Origin of the sequence: Laspinema sp. D2d, assembly GCF_025370755.1 — a bacterium.
GTDB lineage: Bacteria > Cyanobacteriota > Cyanobacteriia > Cyanobacteriales > Laspinemataceae > Laspinema.
The window spans coordinates 1-20503 of the sequence record NZ_JAMXFC010000063.1 but is presented as its reverse complement, the minus strand read 5'-3'; the positions used below and the strand labels follow the sequence as shown (position 1 = coordinate 20503).

The following is a 20503-nucleotide window of genomic DNA, read 5'->3' as shown; positions in this document are numbered from 1 at the left end:
CCCAGACCCCTTACCTCTACATCCGCTCACTTTACCCCTCAATACTTGTTAGGGGTTAAAAACATATATCTGTAAGTTGCTCCCCCTGGACTCCGACCCCACCACCCCCTAAACCGAAACCTCACTTATCGCTCATCTCTAACCCTGCATCTCACTGGCTCAGTCAACCCTATCCCAGGAGCTTCTACTCATGCCATTTTCTCACAAAACCCTCAATCTAGCCCTATTCACCTTCATCCTTCTCATCAGCATCCCGACCCTCGGGGAAAGTCAGCGCAACCTATCCAATCTTTCCGTGACCGCTCAAACCGTAGAAGAACTCAAACAAGAAGCGGAACGATTGTTGAATTTAGGAATTGAACAGTATCAGCGCAGTCAAATTCGGGATGCATTACAATCCTGGGAACAAGCGCTGGAAATTTATCAACAAATCGGGGATAAAGCGGGGGAAGGCAAAACCCTCGTCAGTCTAGGAACTGTTTACGGTTCTCTGGGAGAGTACGCGCAGGCCGAGCAATACTACCACCAATCCTTAGCAATTTATAGACAACTCGGGAACAAAGCGGGAGAAAGCAACGCCCTCCTCGGTCTAGGAAATATTTACAATTTTCTGGGAGACTACGCCCAAGCAGATCAATACTTCCGGCAATCCTTAGAAATATTTCGACAACTGGCAGACAAAACGGGGGAAGGCAGAACCCTCATGAACCTCGGAAATGTTTACGGTGCTCTGGGAGAGTACGCGCAGGCCGAGCAATACTTCCGACAATCTTTAGAAATATCTCGGCAACTTGCAGACAAAGTGGGAGAAGGTAGAACTCTCATAGGTCTCGGAAATGTTTACAGTTTGCTGGGAGAGTACGTCCAAGCTGAGCAATACTTCCAGCAATCTTTAACGATTTATCGGCAACTCGGAGATAAAGCAGGGGAAGGCAACATCCTCAACAACCTCGGAATTGTTTATGGTGCGCTGGAAGAGTACGTCCAAGCTGAGCAATACTTCCGGCAATCCTTAGACATTAAACGGCAAATCGGAGACAAAGCGGGGGAAGCTAGAACCCTCAACAACCTCGGATTTGTTTACCATTCTCTAGGAGAATACACCCAAGCGGAGCAATACTACCGCCAATGCATTGAAGTCCGGGAACAATTACGTCCAGGTTTAACCGATTCACAAAAAATCTCCCTGTTTGAACAACAGGCTAAAACTTATGAATTCCTGCAAACCGTTCTGATTGCTCAAAATAAACTAGATGCTGCTCTGGAAATTTCCGAACGGGGGCGGGCTCGCGCTTTTGTGGAATTACTCACCGATCGCCTTTCGGATAATCGAGAAACCCCAGTCACCGTGACCCCCCCCAATCTGCAAGAAATTCAACAAATTGCCGCAGCACAACAGGCTACAATTGTGCAATATTCCTACATTCGTGAAGGATTCACCTTTAATACCCGTGAGATATTGCGCGAATCCGAACTGTATATCTGGGTGATTAAACCAACCGGAGAAATAACGTTCCGGCGCACGGACCTCAAACGTCTTTCGGAAGAGCAAGACAGTTCCTTAGCCAAAGTGATTGCGGATGCCCGGTGTTTTGATAACTTTGCCTGTCGGAATAACATTACGGTTTCCCAAAATCGGGAAGGAACTACAGAAGTTCGCAGTGAAGGGTCGGCATTTAATCAACAGGCGGCTCAGGAGGAAGCTCGTCCGGTTTCTCAAAGGGAGAATCGGGAGTTGAAGCAACTATATGAACTGTTAATTGAACCGATCGCCGATTTACTGCCAACCCATCCGAGCGAACGGGTGATTTTCGTCCCTCACAATTCCCTATTTTTAGTCCCGTTCCCTGCGTTACAAGATGCTCAGGGTCAGTATTTAATTGAAAAGCATACGATTCTTACCGCCCCTTCGATTCAAGTTTTGGGGTTAACTCGGGACCAGAAACAAGCTCAGACGGCAGTGAATCCAGATATTTTAGTGGTCGGCAATCCCACCATGCCGGTGGTGGAAGCTGGACAACTCAGTGCCTTACCTGGTGCAGAACAGGAGGCGCGGGAGATTGGGCAATTGCTGAATGTTACTCCCCTGATTGGTTCAATGGCAACCAAGGCGACGGTATTACAGAAAATGCAGTCTTCGCGGATTATACATCTGGCGACGCATGGTAGTTTTGACCCGAATATTCCTTTAGATAGTTGGTTGGCGCTGACGCCTTCGGGTTCGGATAATGGATTGCTGACGGCAGAAGAAATTTTCGGGTTGAATCTGAATGCGGAGTTGGTTGTGCTATCCGCTTGTGATACAGGACGGGGGAAAATTACTGGGGATGGGGTGATTGGTTTATCGCGGTCCTTTATTTCGGCGGGAGTACCGAGTGTGCTCGTGTCGTTGTGGAAGGTGGATGATAATTCTACAGCGCTATTGATGAGGGAGTTTTATCAGCAGTGGGAGGAGAATGGAGATAAGGCACAGGCGTTGCGGCAGGCGATGTTAACCACGATGCAGCAGTATCCGAATCCGGTAGATTGGGCGGCGTTTACTTTGATGGGAGAGGCGGAGTGAGAGCGGCGTTTTAACCACTGATTTGACTGCTTTTTACTTAGGGGATGGGTTCGGGGAGAATTATTGGGGGGGAGGTTTATTGCCGATGTATTGAGGGGTAAGAGAGGGTATTTTACGGCAGTTTCTGGGTTGCTGATTCCAAGAAGTTTTGGAAAGAAATCGCGTTTCTACGTCAACTGGGTGGCGAATCATCAAAGATTGAGTAAAGAAACCCGGTTTCTAGCCTACTCTGTCCCAATATGCTAGGGTTGTGGCACGATTATTGAGGGGGTTTCTCGATATGATAGGTGTTCCTTTATACTTTAAAAAATCTCTCTGTATGCAAATGGTCAAGACTGCCGTTCGTCTTTTCGCATTGTCATTAGTTTTGGGAGTTATGACTCCAGTATTTTACCGAAATCAAGGTTTAGATTCTATGGCGATCGCCCAAACGGTAGAAGCCCGAAAACAGGAGGCCGATCGCCTGATGCAGTTAGGACTTGATGCTTATGGGCGGGGTCAATTTTTAGAGGTGTTACCGTTATGGGAAGAAGCCCTGAAAATTTATCGGGAAATTGGCAATCAAGGTGAGGAAATGAAAACCTTGAACGGACTGGGAACGATTTATTTGAATTTGGAAGATTACTCTAAAGCGGAGCAATCTTATCAGCAAGCTTTACAAATTGCTCGGAATACGGGGGATCAGGGGGGGGAAGCAAATGCTTTGGTTAGTTTGGGAAATGTTTACGGGAATCTGGGGGATTACACGCGATCGCTAGATTCTTTGGAGCAATCTTTACAAATTGCTCGGAATACGGGGAATCAAGTGGGAGCAGGTTTTGTGTTGAGTAATCTGGGATGGGTCTACCAAAAAATGGCAGATTATCCCAAGGCGCAACAATCCTATGAGGAAGCTTTACAAATTGCTCGGGATACGGGTAATCCGGTGAGAGAAGGTATAATACTTAATAATTTAGGAGACATTTATATCAGTCTAGGAGACTACTTACAAGCTGAGGGTTCATTTCAAAAAGCTTTACTTCTTTTTCGACAAGTTGGGAAAAAGGCAGAAGAGGGAATTACGCTTAAGAATTTGGGAAAGGTTTACCAAAATTTAGGAGAGTATGTTAAGGCGGAGGAACATTATAGTGCAGCCTTAAATATTGCTCGTCAACTGGGCAATCAGGTTGAGGAAGGGAATACCCTGCGTAATCTGGGAACTATTGCTATTTTACAAGGAAATTACCCACAAGCTGAGGTTTATTATACTGAATCTTTGGGAATTTCTCAAAAAATAGGGGATAAATTGGGGGAAGGGGATACGTTAATTGGACTAGGAAATGTTTATCTGAGGTTAGGAGACTATCCCCAAGCTGAGGAATATTATCAGGCATCTTTAATGATTGCTCGGGACATCGATAATAAGTTAGGAGAGGGGGATGTATTGATTGGACTGGGAAATGTTTATTTGACTTTAGGAGACTATTCCCAAGCGGAACAATACTATGAGCAATCTTTACAACTTAAACGAGAACTAGGCGATCGCCCCGGGCAAGCCAATTCTCTCTTGGGATTGGGGGTGTTATCCGGAGATCAGGGGGATTACCCAAAAGCGCGGGAATACTTTGAGGAATCCTTAATCATTAAGCAGAGTTTAGGAGATCAAGTCGGAGAAGCCAATTCTTTGCACAATCTGGGGGTAGTTGTTCTCGCTGGGGGGGACTATCCCAATGCGGAGCAATTTTTGCAAAAGGCTTTAGGAATTTATCAAAAAATTGGGGACAAGGTAGGAGAAGCCAGTGTTTTGCATAACCTAGGTCTGATTGATCAGATTCAGGGGGATTATAATCAAGCTGAAGAATTCTTATTCGCGGCGATCGCCCTCTACGAACAGTTGCGTCCAGGCTTAACCGATCAACAAAAAATTTCCCTATTTGATCAGCAAGGGGTAACTTATGAAATGTTACAAAATGTTTTAGTAGCTCAAAATAAAATAGAGCCTGCTTTGGAAGTTTCTGAACGGGGACGAGCCCGAGCCTTTGTTGAATTGTTAGGTCAACGATTTGCAGACACTCCCGAATCTATTCTAACTGTTGCTCCTCCCAATCTTACTCAAATCCAGAAAATTGCTGGGGAACAAAATGCTACCCTTGTTCAATATTCACAAATTCGGGGTAGTTTTACGGTAGGTGATACAAGACGTTGGGAAGAAGCTAAACTCTATATTTGGGTTATTGAACCGAGTGGAAAAATTAGCTTTCGCGGAACGAACCTGGAACCTTTGTGGGCTGAAGAAAAAGTAGGGTTGACTCAGGTTATTGCTACGGCTCGATGTTTTGGGAACTTAACTTGTCGTCGGAATATTACAGTCTCTCAAAGTCGAGGTGGAAGTCCAGAAGTCATTGACGATCGCGCGTTAGGAGCAAATCAGCGGACATCACCATCACCCAGTTCCGGCAGTGGGAAAGTCAACCCCCAATTCCAGAAACTCCATAAAATTTTAATTGAACCGATCGCCGATTTACTCCCTTCTAACCCCACTGAACGGGTTATTTTTGTTCCACACGATTCGTTATTTTTAGTCCCTTTTTCTGCTTTACAAGATGCCTCGGGACAATATTTAATAGAAAAACATACAATTCTGACGACTCCTTCAATTCAAGTGCTGGAGTTCACTCGGGACCGATTATCTCAGGTGAAAATGGGCGATTTTAGTGGAGGAAACCCTGAAGTCTTAATTGTGGGGAATCCCATCATGCCGGTTCTCGAATCGGGACAACTCTCTTCATTACCCGGTTCGGAACAGGAAGCGCAGGATATTGGAAAATTATGGAATGTCAGCCCTGTGATTGGTGAGGCAGCCACAAAATCAACAGTGATCCAACAAATGCTGTCTTCACAAATTATTCACCTGGCAACTCATGGTAGTTTTAACCCCAATGTTCCCCTAGAGAGTTGGTTGGCATTAACTCCATCAGGAACTGATAATGGACTGTTAACCGCTGGGGAAATCTTTGAGTTGAATTTGAATGCTGAGTTAGTCGTCTTGTCTGCTTGCGATACGGGACGGGGGAAAATTACGGGGGATGGAGTTGTGGGGTTGTCTCGTTCATTTATTTCCGCAGGAGTCCCCAGTATTTTAGTTTCTTTATGGGAAGTTCCAGATTATTCAACTTCGGTTTTAATGCAGGAGTTTTATAAAGTTTTTCAGGAGAGTGGGGATAAGGCTCAGGCATTACGTCAGGCGATGTTAACCACGATGCAACAGTATCCAAATCCGGTAGAATGGGCGGCATTTACATTAATGGGGGAAGCGGAGTGAGATGGGATTTTTAACCTCTAATTTCACTTAAGGGTAAGAGTTGGCGGGTTATTTTTCCAACTCTTACCCCGGTTACAATTCTGGCTTTTGGAAGGGTTTAAAATTGACAAGGGCCACTTCTGCCATTAGGACAGACGGTGAGGTTATCGGTGGTAATTCCGACAACTGTTGCACCTGTGATATCAGCATTGGTTAACTTGGCTGCGGATAAATTCGCTCCGGTTAAGTCTGCACCCATTAATTTGGCTCCGCGTAAGTCAGCATTTCTTAAGTTAACCCGTTGCAGATTGGCTCGTTGGAGATTGGCATCAATTAAACTGGAATTGTTTAAATTAAATTCAGTCAAATTTAACCCGGCAAGCTGTCGGTTTCGTCGGGGCCAATTGACGAGTTTCCAGTTGAGTAAATCTTCGGAGTCAATTCGGGTGGTATTAATATCAATTTGTGTGTTCATTAAATTTGCACCCCGGAGATTGGCTCCGCTTAAGTTGGCTCGAACTAAATTCGCTCCGCTTAAATTGGCAAATTCGAGGTTAGCATTGGTGAGGTTGGCCCAGTCTAAACTGGCATCGCTCAAGTTGGCATATTTGAGGTTAGCCGATTGCAGACTTGCACCATTGAGGTTGGTCTGTTGGAGGTTGGCGTTGATTAAACTAATTTCAGCTAAGTCGGCGTTATTTAAGGTTGAACCACTAAAGTTACTGTCATCTAATTGGGCTCCGGCTAAATTGATTTGACTTAAGTTTTTGTGGGTGGCTGTGGTTAAATATCCTTTGCGTAAGGCAAATTTTAATAAGGGGTCAGAGACGCGGGGATGAAAGAGTAATAAAAATGGGGTTAAAGAAAGCAGGACAAAGACAACGCTTATGGCGTTTTTCATGTTTTGTCCGAGGGCAGTATTTCGAGTGAATTGGGAGTTGTAAGTGGCTGAGAGTAAGCGGCTATTTTCTTGGTTGGCGACTTCGAGTTGCCATTGGGTTTGGGAGAGTTGGGTTTGCAGCAATACCCGCTCCTCGTTAGCTTGTTCCAGTTGAGTTTGGAGTTGATTGCGCTCATCGAGTAACCACGTGGTTCGGGATTCGCTGATGCGGCGTTCTTGCCGTTCTTCGCCGAGTTCGGTTTGGATTAGGGAGAGTTTGGTTTCAAGTTCTGAGGATTTGGCGGCGTTGGTTTGGAGTTGGGTTTGGAGTTGATTGCGCTCGTCATGGGAGACCCGGCCTCCATTGTTTTTGTAGTGATGGAGTTCGGATTGAGTATCGGTGAGTTGGCTTTGTAATTGCCAATAGGCGGTAGCAGCTTGTTGGAGTTGGTTTTGCAATTCTAGGACCGTTTCTCCCTCGCTGGAACGGGATTGAGCGGTTTGTTTTAATGTTTTTTCGACTTCTTCAAGCTGACGCTGGACTTGAGTAGCCCGGGCTTTATGCTGTTTGCTGTCGGACAGGGCTTTGGTGAGTTCGCTTTGGATGCGATCGCGCTCTTTTTCTTCTTGTTCTAAACGGTCTTGCAAGCGCCAATAGGCTTTAGCCGCTTCGTGAATTTGCGACTTATATTGAGCGCATTCCTGGGTAAATTCTTCCAGTTTAATCTGGCTAGTTTCGAGTTGAGTTTTGAGGGCTTGGTTCGATTTTTTGGCGTCTTCTAGCTGGGACTGGGCCTGTTCTCGGTCTTTTTTAGCGGCTTCTAGTTCAGCGTGTGTGGTTTCTAGTTTGCTATGCAGTTGCCAATAGGCTTCCTCGGTTTGCTCAAAGAGGGATTGGAGCTGATCTCGTTCCTGATTGGAGAGTTCTAGCTGAGTTTTGAGTTGGGATAACTGCATTTGTCCCTGAGTGACTTGCTCAGGGTTACTGGGTTTAGACTGAGACTGCGATCGCCAATGGTTGCGCGCCCAGCTCAGTTGTGCTCGTTCCTTCCGCAAAAAACTATCCGGGATTCGTCCCAAGGTCAAGGGGTATGGCGTCAAATCCCAACCACAGGTCGAGCAATTTCTGACCTCGCCCTCAACGTATGTTCCTTGACAAACTGGACACTGTGCCACTGCTCTCTCCCGCATCGAAATCAGGACTATGATATTGAAGGAGGGGGACTGCATTTCCTCCTCTGACAGATTATCTCCTAACATCCGACTTTTGCGATCGCCTCTTTGGGATTTTAGAGGGAAACCCTCCCCAGAAGGACTTAGATCTAGGCCGCCCTGGGACCCAATTTTTAAACCGAATCGAACCCCTACTCATGGGGATCGTGGATTTCGGGGGTTTTTTAGCGGAGGGCGATCGCTGGGTGTCAGTGGCCCTCCGGAATACCCCCGAGGATTTAATTTACTTTTTTCCCGCTCTCACCCCAATCCTTCCAACTTCTCAGCAGGCAGAACCCAAGAATAGAGGGGGGATCATGTTTGCCTTCCTTTAAGAATTTTGAGCCACTGTAGCGGCAATTTTATGTTCAGAAGTAGGTTCTCCAGGACTGCGGATGGCACGGAACATTCCAAAGCGGCAAAGTCCTGCGCCAAAGGCGAGACGCATTAACAGAATGGTAGGAACTTCTCGCACGGATTTAATAAATCCAGATACTCCAAATTGCATCCATCCTTGAGGTCGAATAATGCCTTGCCAAATAGTATCAATCCAGGAGGGTAGGGTTTGTTCCGTCCAGTCATCCGTAGTAACGGTTCCTTCTACTAATCCGGTGGATTCTAGTTGTTCAGAAAAGCCTTCTATGCTAGAAAAAGCAGGATGCGACCATTGTTCGAGGAGTTGGTGCATCACGGGGCGTTCCCAGAAATTAAGAGGCGTTTGGCGATCGTCCCGTTGATTCCAGTCAGCAACGACTAGGATACCTCCGGGTTTGAGGACCCGCAATAATTCTTGAGCAAATTGGGCTTTATCTGGCATATGTGGTCCGGCTTCAATGGACCAAACTACATCAAAACTGCGATCGGGAAAGGATAAAGCGAGGGCATCATCCAGGGCGAATTTAGCATCTAAATCCGGGGGCGTCAGTTCTTGTGCCCGCTTGACTTGTCCCGGACTAATGGTGATACCTGTAACCGAAAATCCATAGTCTTTTGCCAGGAGGCGACTGCTACCGCCAATCCCACAACCCACATCTAAAACCGTCGTTCCTGGGGGTAATTGATCCAATCCACCCCAACGCACCATCTCATGTACAAAGTCTTCTTTCGCTTGGAGAAAATCTTTGGATTCGGGAGGAGAACCATAATGTCCCAAATGAATATGTTCTCCCCAGTAATATTCTAAAATTCCGTCTTCAGTCCATTGGTCATAAGAATTAGCCACGGAATCGGAAGATTGATATTTGCGGGCGCTGCTTACATACAGAATAATGCTGACAATAAGTAGGGAGAGAATTAGTCCAAAAATTAAACTCATAAGCTGATTGACAAGGGTGAACTAGAAAACAAAGGATTGCCCGCAGATGATGATAAAACCGGGTTAATCATCAAACCCGGTTATTTAGGCTTAATGATAGCCCAATCCAGATAGAGATTGAGGAGGCCATTCCTGCCGTTAAAGGGCTGGGGATAGACTGGAGGGAACGGGGAAAGGAGGCAGAACAAATGCGGTGGATTCCCGAATGATATCTGGACGTTCTTTGTAGGGGACTTTCCCCTCAGAAGCTGCCGCATATTGTTGACAAAATTTAGCCAAATCCGGTGCGGATTGCGTTGGAGATAGTCCACTCAAAACAAAGGTAATTTTATCCGCAGCGGTGAGGGTGACATTGCAAGCATCACTGCAAGCTGCCATACAGCGCACTGGCTGAAGTTGGATGGCTGATTCCAGGTTTTTGGCTTGCAATTCGCCTTGCAATTGCTGAATTAAATATTCTCCGCCCGATAGCCCGTTTTGAGTGGGTTCTTTCCGGGAAAATCGGCAGAGGGAACAGACAAATAGGGTAGCTTGGGTCATGGACTCTCTATCAAAGTTGAATGGATGGGAAACCCGTAAGGGAGGGTGAGAATGGGCCGATCGCAGGCTTTAAGGCTCTTGGGTTCAAGGCGCGATCGCTGGGTGAATTATGCTCTGAATTCGGCGGACTGATTGAGACAAAATAGGAAGAAACATTAGGCTGGGGTTGACTTAAAATCAGACCAATCTTGAGCCTTTATTCGGTTACTAACCTTATCCCGTTGAAATCGAGCATTTTCCCTATCCTACCACAACTCAACTGCAACAGTGCTTGATTTTTAATTTTTTCACCTATAAATAGCTCGATCACTGAATAAAAAACAAGGTTTTATGGAATAGACCTCTTGCAAAAAAAGGATTGATCCCCCCAACCCCCCTTAAGAAGGGGGGCTTAAGAAATTTATGCAGGAGGTCTAATAAATTCTGTCTCCAAATTGCAAAAAAATGAAGAAATTAGATGGGTTACAATCAATTAAAATTGTCCAATTAATTACCCCTTAAAACCCCTGTTTTTTAAGTTTTTTGGCTATGTTTGTATTTTAAATCTATTAAAATAGAAGGAAAAAATACTTTTGTAGCGTTATCAATATCCCCTCACTTTAATATCCTAATGCTGCACCGGCTGGACGACGGGGGTCATTGGCTCCCCAGAGGGTGTCTCCCTCTACGGCAATGGATGAGGCTGCACCCCAGTTTGTTGATAAGGACTCGATGTGATATCCCATTGCGGAGAGCCGTTCTACGGTGTCGGGAGAGAGTGCCAAAGGTTCGGTTCTTACTCGGTTAGGTAATCCTTGGTAGTGAAAGCGGGGGTGACTGACGGCTTGTGCTACGGTCATGTTACGATCGCTAATATGGGTGATGACTTGTAAAACGGTGGTGGGAATGGTGGAACCCCCGGGGCTGCCGGTAACGAGGAACAATTGACCATTACGGGTGACAATGGTTGGAGTCATGGAAGAAAGAGGACGTTTTCCGGGTTCGATGCGATTAACGGTTCCTTGAACTAACCCAAATTGATTGGGAACGCCCGGTTTAGCTGTAAAATCGTCCATTTCATTATTTAGGAAAAACCCCGTCCCTGGCGCAATTTCCATTGCGCCAAACAAGGAATTAATCGTATAAGTCACCGAGACGGCATTACCGAAGCGATCAACGATGGAGTAGTGAGTGGTATCGGTTCCGGTGGCTTCAGGAGTTTGATGAAAAAGCGGTTCTGGGGGAATGGCTTGATTTTTGGGAATTTTGGCGCGAAGTTGCGCGGCATAGTCGGGAGAAAGCAGCCGATCGCTGGGATTATCTACAAAAGCTGGGTCCCCTAAATAAGTATTGCGATCGGCAAAGGCAAACAACATTGCCGATAACATCCAATGCAGGCGGTTGGCTTCACTACGGTTGAGTTCGGCAACGGAATATCCCTCTAGCACATTCAGCATTTGACAGAGGGTGGTTCCGCCTCCTGGGGGTGGTGCAGAAATTACGCGATCGCCTCGATAAGAACATTCCACGGGGGCGGATTCAGTCACGCTATAGGTGCTAAAATCTTCTAAGGTGAGAATTCCCCCATTCTGTTCACTGGCGTTAACGATTTTTTCAGCAATGGGTCCTGTATAAAAAGCGTCCGGTCCTTGGTCCGCAATCAGTTGTAAACTGTTAGCTAAATCTGTTTGAACAAGGCGATCGCCCACTTGGTAGGGAGTTTTCCCATCTTTTAAGAAAATAGCGGCAACTTCTGGCTGGTGTTGGAATTCTTCCACACTGCGATTGAGAATATTAATGTCACCGGGTTGTAAAATAAATCCATCCCGTGCTAAGGCGATCGCACCAGCCATCACCTGAGTGCGATCAAGCGTACCATAGCGAGTTAAGGCGCGATCGAGTCCCCTCACCGTACCGGGAACCGCAACCGCCAAATATCCTCGCTCACTCAATCTCTCCACCACTTCCCCGGTTTCATCCAGATACATATCAGGGGTCGCCGCCAGGGGTGCTGTTTCCCGAAAATCCAGAAACACCTCCTCCCCATTCGCCTGACGCAGGAGCATAAATCCACCCCCACCCAGATTGCCACAACAAGGATGGGTCACCGCTAAAGCATACCCCACCGCTACTGCTGCATCCACCGCATTTCCCCCCGCTTTCAGGATTTCTAACCCCACTTGAGAGGATTCCCGAGAGGCGGTAACCACCATGCCATTTTTTCCCGCGACTCCTTCGGTAACTGGAAGATTGGGGAGGGGACTCTGGGGGGAAACTTGCGCCTCCACAAACCGCAACCCGTGAGACAGAGGTGGAAAAGGAGGCTCTAGGGTTTTAAACATCCCCATCTCGACTAAAATCGATAACGGAATGGCTATCGTTGATGCCAGCATCCAGCGCAACAGTCCAGTTTTAAGGGGTGGGGGAACCCGACGCATAACTTTTCGACCTGTTTCAACAATGAATCTCTCCAGTTTAAATCATTATCCAGTTTTGTCAGCCTGGACTAGAAACTGTGGGAATTCGTTCATTTCTGGCTTGTGGTTTTTTCCTATACATCTAAAGAGTGATTCTGAAATCCCTCTTTAGATAGATAGCCGTTTCAAGCCTTTGACCGAAAATTGACATAACAAATGTTACATCAACTGAAGAAATATGGGGTCTTCCTCAAGAATCACCGCCGGGGCTAACAAAACGTTGCCCCTTAAGCAACCCCAAGTGGGACATCTGATTCGGGAACTGCGACAGTTGGCTGGATTAACCCAGGAACAGTTTGCCTTGAAATTGGGGGTGGCTTATGCGACAATCAATCGCTGGGAAAATGCTCGCGTTCAGCCATCTTCTTTAGCCTTGCAGCAGATTCGAGCAGTGATTGACGAACTGGGGGATTCCCCGTCACCAAAGCTACGAGAGGGGAGTCGGGACCTTTTGTTGAGCTATTTAGGAATACAGGATTAGAGCTTCGTACCCAAGGAAAGCAAAGGAATGGAAGTGGAGGATAATTTGGCAGTCGGTGGCGAGATGGGTCGGCGGATTGGAAGGATAGACTGGACGACAACTCCCCTTGGTGCGATGGAAAGTTGGCCGGGGAGTTTGCGGAATGCGGTCCATTTAAGCTTGACTTCTCCCGTGGCGATCGCCATTTTGTGGGGACCCGACTGGGTACAATTTTACAATGATGCGTACCATCAGCTACTCCAAGAAACTCCCCAGTTGCGATTATTGGGTCAGCCAGTGCGGGACTGTTGGACGAACTATTTTCCGGCAATGGCAAAAGCAGTCGCTTCAGTATTTGCCACCGGACAAGCTTATCAGCTAGAAAATCAATATTTTGAGTGCGATCGCTGCAATTGTGCCGAAACAGTGACCATTACCCTCTCCTGTAGTCCGATTTTCGATGAACAAGGGAAAGTCGCCGGGATTTTTAATATTGTTACTCCCACTCCCGAGACGCCGAGACCCCTCTACCCGGAGGCGGACCCCTCCTGGGGGGTGACTTCATCCTTTCCGGTTCCCCAAGGCTGCCCAGAGGCCGAACAACCGGGGAGAAGTTCTCCGTTTGAGGAATCCCTGCAATCGTCAAACCAACGGGTGTCTGATGTCCTAGAAAGCATCCCTGATGGATTTATTGCTTTTGATGGCAATTGGCGGTTTACTTACATCAATTCCGAAGCCGGAAGGCTGTTGCAGCGATCGCCGGATCAGTTATTAGGCCAAAGTATCTGGGAGGAACAGAGTACCGCAGGGAGTACCCTGGATTGGCTGAATACTACAACGTTACAGCGATCGCAGACCGAAAAAATTCCGGTGATTGAGGAATATTTTTTATCTCAATCCAATCAGTGGATAGAAATCTCAACGTTTCCCCTGAATGAGGGAATTGGGGTTTATCTTCGAGATATCAGCGATCGCAAGCGGACCCAACAGCGCCAATCCGCTCAATATGCGATCGCCCAGGTGTTAGCCGAAGCAGCCACTTGGGTTGATGCCGTTCCGGCCATTTTACAAGCCTTGTGCGAAAGTTTAGGCTGGCAAGTGGGGACGATTTGGACACTCCATCCCGAGGATAATCGTCTGCACTCCTTACTCACTTGGCATTCCCCCGGTTTAGAGATCCAGGAGTTTTTGGCCCTCACCGCACAAATTAGCTTTGCGCCTGGGGTGGGTTTACCCGGACGAATTTGGGAGAACCGTCAACCGGCTTGGATATCCGACTTAGAAACCGATGGGAACTTGCCAAGAGCCACCGCCGCCCTTAACGCCGGACTACAGACAGCCTGCGGATTTCCGATTTTGTTAGGAGATAAACTCTTAGCCGAAATTGAATGCTTTAGCGATCGCATCCAAGCACCAGACCCTGACTTACTGGACTTGATGGCAGCCCTTGGCTCTCAAATTGCCCAATTTATCGAACGCAAACGCACGGAAGATGCCTTGCGAGAGAGTCAAGAATTATTTTCTCACTTCATGAGCCATAGCCCTTTTGCCGCCTTTATCAAAGATGCTGCGGGACGGAAAATTTATGTTAATGCGGCATTAGAGCGATTGTTGCAGCGTCCGAGTGCGGAAATTATCGGAAAAACTGACTTTGACTTATTTCCAGTTGAAGTTGCAACCCAGTGGCAAATCAACGATCGCCAAGTCCTAGAGGAAGATGCACCCATTCAATTTTTAGAAACCATTGAACCCCAAGAAGGGGAACCCTGTTATTATATGTCCTACAAATTTCCCTTCCGGGATAGAACTGGACAACGGTTTCTCGCCGGGGTTGCCCTTGATATTAGCGATCGCATTCGAGCAGAAGCCGCGTTGCAAGAAAATGAACGGCGGTTATCCCTCGCACTCAGTGCGGCGAATGCCGGAATCTGGGAATGGGACCTGATGAACGCTCACTGCTTTTGGTCCGATGAAAATTATCGCTTGTTAGGATATGAACCGGGGGATTGTGAATCCACCTATCAAAACTGGTTGGCAGCGATTCATCCGGACGATCGCCCCACCGTTGAGGCATTGGTACAAACGACCTTAAATAGCCCGAGTAATTTCAACTTAGAATATCGAGTCTTACTCCCCAACGGGTCTCTACGCTGGTTGAGCAATATTGGCGAGACCCTTTTAGATGAGAACGGTCAAATTAAGGGCATGAGCGGTATCCAAATCGATATTACCGATCGCAAGCAAACCGAGGAAGCCTTAAGAACCAGTGTTCAACGACTCAGCCTTGCTTTAGAAGCGGCGAAAATGGGAGATTGCAGTTGGGAAGTTGCCAGCGATCAGGCAACATTTTCTCAACGCGCAGCAGAAATTTTTGGAATTGTCCCTCAGCCTAATCGCACTTGGACCGAGATAATGCAGGAGATGGTACATGAAGAAGACCGCGAAAAGGTGTATCTGGCGATTGAGCGAGCGATTCGCGATCGCTTGGACTATGACATTGAATATCGCATCCGCCGTCCCGACGGGAGTCAACGGTGGGTAGCGGTGAAAGGACTTGCTCAATATGACACCAACGGACAAGTTCTGGGAATCTTAGGGGTGATGCAAGACATTAGCGATCGCAAGCAAGAGGAAGTAGAAAAGCAAGAACTGCTCGATCGCGTCAGCATGAAGCGAAAACTCCTGAATGCCATATTGGAACAATTACCCGCTGGGGTGGTTGTCGCAGAAGCGCCCTCGGGAAAAATTCTCTTGTTTAACGACCAAATTAAACAAATTGCCCAAATTCCCGACTTAATGCCTGTCGAGGACCTGAATCAACCCAGCCTATATGAAGCATTTTATCCTGATGGGCGGGCTTATCAACATCAAGACTGGCCGTTATACCGTTCCGTGTATAGAGGGGAAGTCATCAAAAACGAAGAAATACATTTTAGTCGAGGAGATGGCACAAGGGGGATTATTTTGGTCAATTCCGCCCCAGTATATGATGAAAATGGCACGATCAGAGCGGGAGTTGTGACCTTTTCTGATATTACCGATCGCTATTTTGCCGAGGAAGCCATCCGTCAAACTGAAGGAGTATATCGGGCGATCGGGGAAAGCCTAAATTATGGAATCTGGATTTGCGATCGCCAGGGACATCACCTGTATGCCAGTGATTCGTTTTTGCGTCTGGTAGGGATGACCCTAGAAGAATGGAAGGGGTTGGGTTGGGTACAGGTATTAGAACCCGAGGCAGCCAAACAGACTCTCACCGACTGGACTGCGGGAGCCACAACTGGGGATTTGTGGGATCGGGAACAACTCGTGCGTGGGGCTGATGGCAACTGGCATCCGATTCTCGTTCGGGGTGTACCTGTGAGAAATCAAGCCGGAGAAATTATCTGTTGGGCGGGGATTAATTTAGATATTAGCCGTCTCAAACAGGTTGAGGGGGAATTGCGGGAATCAGAGTATCGTTTCCGGCTGTTGGCGGATAAGGTTCCGATCCAGATTTGGATGCAGGATGAGCAAGCCTGCTGTCACTTTGTGAATGAGCGGTATCGTGAGTTTACCGGGTTGTGTCAATCGGATATCACCCAAGATTGGACCGAGAGTTTGCATCCGGATGATTGGGCGGATTATATTAGAGAGTATAGCTTGGCGATCGCAAATCGGAGTGAGCATCGAGCCATTGTGAGAATGCGTCGTTATGATGGGGTGTATCGGTGGATGGAAGTGCTAGGGTTACCCCGGTTTGAAGGCACTCGCTTTGTCGGGTATGTTGGATGTAATACCGATATCACCGAGCGTAAACAGGCTGAGGAAGAACGAGAACAACTGTTGGCGCGGGAACGGGCGGCTAGAGAGGAATCGGAAGCAGCTAACCGCATCAAGGATGAATTTTTGGCCGTCCTCTCTCACGAATTGCGATCGCCCCTGAATCCGATTTTGGGCTGGTCGAGACTCTTAAGAACGCGCCAATTTGACGATACCTCCCGCGATCGCGCCTTGGAAACCATTGAGCGCAATGCTCGTTTGCTCTCTAAACTGATTGAGGATTTATTAGATGTATCTCGCATCCTCCAGGGGAAAATTGCCCTCCATGTCGGTTCCGTTGAGTTAGTTTCCACCCTAGAATCGGCCTTGGAAACCGTTCAGTTAGCCGCCAGTTCCAAAGAAATCCAGATTGCTACCCATTTTGAATCCAATATCGGTCCAGTGTCTGGCGATCGCGATCGGATTCAGCAGATTATGTGGAACTTGTTATCTAATGCCGTTAAATTTACACCGACTGGGGGACAAGTGGATGTTTACCTCCAGCGGACAGGCGGTTTTGCTGAAATTCGGGTAACAGATACCGGAAAAGGGATTGATCGAGAGTTTTTGCCTTATGTCTTTGACTTGTTCCGCCAGCAGGATGGGAAAACTACGCGACAATTTGGGGGTCTGGGATTGGGACTGGCGATCGTGCGCTATCTCACTGAATTACATGGAGGAACCGTTGCCGTAACCAGTCCGGGAGAAGGACAAGGTGCGACATTTACCATCTGTTTACCCCTCACTCAGGACCGGGGAACGCCCGGGGTGAGTCTGGAATCTGAGTCGGTTGTGGAAATAGAAGCCTCACCTTTGACGGGAGTTCAAATTCTGTTGGTAGACGATGAAGCGGATATGAGAGAATTAGCCACAACAATTTTAGCCGAAGCCGGGGCAGAGGTCAAAGTTGCCGCCTCCGCAGTCGAGGCGGTTAATTATCTCGATCGCCATAACTTTGATATTCTCGTCAGTGACTTGGGAATGCCCGATATTGATGGGTATATGCTCATCCGTCAAGTGAGAAACCGGCCCTCGGAACAGGGGGGTGCAATTCCGGCGATCGCCTTAACAGCTTACGCAGGAGAGTCCAATCAGCAAAAAGCACTTCATGCCGGATTTCAACTGCACCTGTCCAAGCCCATAGAACCTGAAGTCCTCGTCAAGGCAATCCAACAGTTAATCCCTAGCTGATTTTGCTTCCTTGACAGGAAAAACTGGGGAAAACAGGGTTGAGTTTGTTATTAGTCATTGGTCATTGGTCATTTGTGCTGGATCATTTGTGCTGGGTCCTTGGTCCTGGAATGGGAGAATTCTCTCTCCTCTTCAACAAGGGCCTAAACAGCCGTAGGGTCGGGCCTTTGGAATCCCAACCCTGAATAAATCTGGGGAGGGGTTTGTTCTGCCGCCACATCATCCTAATCTGTCCAGAGGTGGATACTCGGAGCAATTGCTCACCTAAATACGATCGATTCTTAATATTTTGCTCCTATCCGAACTTAGGTTTTTGCAGCGGTTACAAATCCCTAAAAACCTTGTATAGCAAGTCTTTCAGCCGAAAAAATCTCCGTGGATACTTCTCCCCTCTGGGGTAGTCAAGTCGCATCAATTCTCTCAATGTTATCGCAAGTCTAACGTTCAGACCCCTAGGAGGATGGAACTTTAGACAGATTAGCGGCGTCTTGGGCGCGTTCTGATTGACCCAAAGAGTGAAATCGCTACCCAATTGCGCAGATTGTTATAAAAATTTAACCTTTTTTGAAGAAAAATGGAATATACTTCTATAGAAACATTAGTATGATTAGCTATTCCCCTGACCCTTCAGGCTACGGTGCAATCCACCCAGTTTGCCGAAAGGATTTTTAAGGGAGAACTCCTCGGAACCCGCGATTGCCTCTCTCAGGCTGGGATCGTCCCTTGATTTCCTGCCTTTGCCATCGCGCTCACCCCGTTACAGGGGTGGAGGTGCTATCAATGGGGCGATCGCCCAGAGGTCCATCGCAACCGACCCTCCCAAGACCCACAGGGATACCCGCCGAGGAAACCCTCTGAATATCATAAAAAAATTTAGGATATAAACAATGATAGACCTGTATTCCTCTGATGAAACCGCTCATCCTCACTCTCTCTCCCTGAAACGATTAGACCGAGCGATTTCTCTGTCACAAGGTCAATTTTGCTTAATTTTGGCTTGCTGTAATTCCGTTTCCCTGCGATCGCAACTCGTCAAGCAATTGCCGGTGAATTTGTCTGCGGATATTTACCAATTATCTTTGCAGCCCTCGGTCAAAACCCTTTACACGACCGTGCAACAATCCCTACAAAATAGACAACCGAATGCTTTAATGATTTTGGGATTAGAATCCGTTATTTCTATTGAACAATTACTCACCGCAACTAACTTTGTCCGGGATGATTTTCGCAAAGATTTTGCCTTTCCCGTTATTTTATGGGTGAATGATGAAATCATGCAAAAATTAGTTCGGTTAGCCCCCGACTTCAAAAATTGGGCCGCCTCTACCATTCGGTTTCAAATCATGAATGAACCCGTGGCAACCCCGGATTTAGCCTACCAATTAATCTAAAAAATCTCCCGAGAGTTCCTGTGGCCCCAAAGCGCGAAACTTCACCCAGGAATAGGCAAAACGGTGGCAAAACGCGGTAACGTAAGCGATGTTAATCCAGTCCGGCGTTACTGTCATGTTAGAAATTCAAACGTTAATTGATGAAATTCAGGAAGAAGCAAAACGGGCTGAATTTCCCCTAGATGAACCCATTTATCAAAAAGCCGGTGCAGAACCGACTCAACCGATTCTCTATGCCGGGAATTTGCAAAGTCAGTTATGTGTTTTTGGCCGAGATTTGGGTAAAGATGAAGTCGCAACGGGTCAACCGTTATATGGTGCAGCAGGTTCCCTCGTTCGCAAAGGACTTTATCGGACTCTTTTTAACACCGAGGCCAGGGATAAAACAGAACTAGAAAAGGTGCTGGATCAGGTTTTATTGACCAATACCGTACCCTACAAACCCCCAGGAAATAAAGCTTATAGTACAGCAGTTAAACAGCGCTTTCGCCCCTACATTGAGCGTCTCCTCGTCTGCCACTGGCAAGGCGATCGCATCATCACCCTCGGAAATGATGCCTTTGATTGGTTTAGCCCATACGCCCCAAAAGGGACCCTAAAAGAATTTTTTCAACGTGGCGATCGCTACAGTTCTAGCCAACCCATTACCTTGCAGGCTAAAGATTCTCAAGGTAATCTCCATCAGCGCAGCATCACCTTACTCCCCCTACCTCATCCTTCCCCCCTCAACCAGAGATACTACGCCCAATTTCCCCAACTGCTCCAACAACGGCTGAATGGCATTTTTCAGTAAATTTATTGAGGAGTTATCGGTGATTTTTCCTGATTTTTGGACGAATCACCGAGGATTCGGCTGTTATAAACTTTTACAAAGTCCCTAAAAAGTTTTCCCGAATTGAAGTTGGGTGGTTTCACGGAAGCATTCCGGAGCAACTTTATCATATCTTTATAGATGAGATTAAAGAATTTATGAAAAATTTAAACAGCAATTCACGGAGATATAGTAATGGCAACCTTAAGCTACGGTTTCAACCCCTCCTTCCTCCCCTTGACCGATCGCGATCAAAAAGCCCTTAACTCCATGTTTGAAGGCATCGAAGGCGACCCCCTCGCCGAACTTGAAACCGTCTTAAACGAATCCTTTGGTGCTAGACCTCAAAAAAGCACTAGAGTCCGTCAATCCTCTCCCCTCCATAGCTCTGCGCTTAGGTGAACCCTATAAACCAGTGCCTGCACAGGCTGAATATTACGCTCATCTGATGTACCCCCATCTCCCTTACATAAAGTAGGGCTTTTACGCTTCCGGTCCCCTCCCCTTGGCAAGGGGAGGGCTAGGGTCTTACAGGTATATGTTTTTATCACCTAGGGTATAATAGGGAAGGGAGGGACCCCAGGTATCCCCGGATGATGAAAG

The 20503-nt window shown here is 47.2% G+C and carries 12 protein-coding genes; 7 read left to right on the top strand and 5 right to left on the bottom strand.

Annotated elements, in window-relative coordinates; all coding sequences use genetic code 11:
* Positions 1-190 precede the first annotated feature (190 nt).
* Both NG796_RS25510 and NG796_RS25505 read left to right on the top strand, forming a co-directional pair.
* Entirely contained in the window at positions 191-2563 is a 2373-nt protein-coding gene (locus NG796_RS25510; RefSeq protein WP_261210227.1) for a CHAT domain-containing protein, read from the top strand.
* Positions 2564-2939: 376 nt separating this feature from the next.
* Positions 2940-5864 (top strand): CHAT domain-containing protein, encoded by a 2925-nt coding sequence (locus NG796_RS25505; RefSeq protein WP_261210226.1) that lies wholly within the window; start codon positions 2940-2942, stop codon positions 5862-5864.
* 97 nt (positions 5865-5961) lie between these two features.
* Here NG796_RS25505 and NG796_RS26530 read toward each other — a convergent pair whose 3' ends face one another.
* The 4 genes from NG796_RS26530 to ggt all read right to left on the bottom strand — a co-directional run bounded on the left by NG796_RS26530 (position 5962) and on the right by ggt (position 12207).
* On the bottom strand, positions 5962-7899 hold the full coding sequence (locus tag NG796_RS26530; protein ID WP_261210225.1) for a pentapeptide repeat-containing protein: 1938 nt from the start codon (positions 7897-7899) through the stop codon (positions 5962-5964).
* A 367-nt stretch (positions 7900-8266) separates the two neighbouring features.
* Complete coding sequence (locus tag NG796_RS25495; RefSeq protein WP_261210223.1) at positions 8267-9250, bottom strand: methyltransferase domain-containing protein; 984 nt, start codon at positions 9248-9250, stop codon at positions 8267-8269.
* A gap of 138 nt (positions 9251-9388) precedes the next feature.
* A complete protein-coding gene (locus NG796_RS25490) occupies positions 9389-9790 on the bottom strand; it encodes a DUF1636 domain-containing protein (protein WP_261210222.1) in 402 nt (133 codons plus the stop codon).
* A 599-nt stretch (positions 9791-10389) separates the two neighbouring features.
* Positions 10390-12207, bottom strand: a complete 1818-nt coding sequence (ggt, locus tag NG796_RS25485; protein WP_261210221.1) for a gamma-glutamyltransferase — start codon at positions 12205-12207, stop codon at positions 10390-10392.
* A 217-nt stretch (positions 12208-12424) separates the two neighbouring features.
* On the opposite strand from ggt, the gene NG796_RS25480 reads away from it, so the two are divergent.
* The 3 genes from NG796_RS25480 to NG796_RS25470 all read left to right on the top strand — a co-directional run bounded on the left by NG796_RS25480 (position 12425) and on the right by NG796_RS25470 (position 19089).
* A complete protein-coding gene (locus tag NG796_RS25480) occupies positions 12425-12727 on the top strand; it encodes a helix-turn-helix domain-containing protein (RefSeq protein WP_261210220.1) in 303 nt (100 codons plus the stop codon).
* 27 nt (positions 12728-12754) lie between these two features.
* The gene (locus NG796_RS25475; RefSeq protein ID WP_261210219.1) at positions 12755-17698 is read left to right on the top strand and encodes a PAS domain S-box protein; all 4944 of its coding nucleotides are present in this window, start codon (positions 12755-12757) and stop codon (positions 17696-17698) included.
* Between the two features lie 887 nt (positions 17699-18585).
* The gene (locus NG796_RS25470) at positions 18586-19089 is read left to right on the top strand and encodes a hypothetical protein (protein WP_261210218.1); all 504 of its coding nucleotides are present in this window, start codon (positions 18586-18588) and stop codon (positions 19087-19089) included.
* On the opposite strand, the gene NG796_RS25465 is transcribed toward NG796_RS25470, so the two are convergent.
* A complete protein-coding gene (locus tag NG796_RS25465; RefSeq protein ID WP_261210217.1) occupies positions 19081-19206 on the bottom strand; it encodes a hypothetical protein in 126 nt (41 codons plus the stop codon). The two genes, NG796_RS25470 and NG796_RS25465, sit on opposite strands and share 9 nt — an antisense overlap.
* Between NG796_RS25465 and NG796_RS25460 the strand changes: the two genes are divergently transcribed.
* Positions 19205-19882, top strand: coding sequence for a uracil-DNA glycosylase family protein (locus NG796_RS25460; protein WP_261210216.1), 678 nt, complete (start codon positions 19205-19207; stop codon positions 19880-19882). The genes NG796_RS25465 and NG796_RS25460 overlap by 2 nt on opposite strands.
* 213 nt (positions 19883-20095) lie before the next feature.
* The gene (locus NG796_RS25455) at positions 20096-20302 is read left to right on the top strand and encodes a hypothetical protein (protein WP_261210214.1); all 207 of its coding nucleotides are present in this window, start codon (positions 20096-20098) and stop codon (positions 20300-20302) included.
* The last annotated feature ends 201 nt before the right edge of the window (positions 20303-20503 follow it).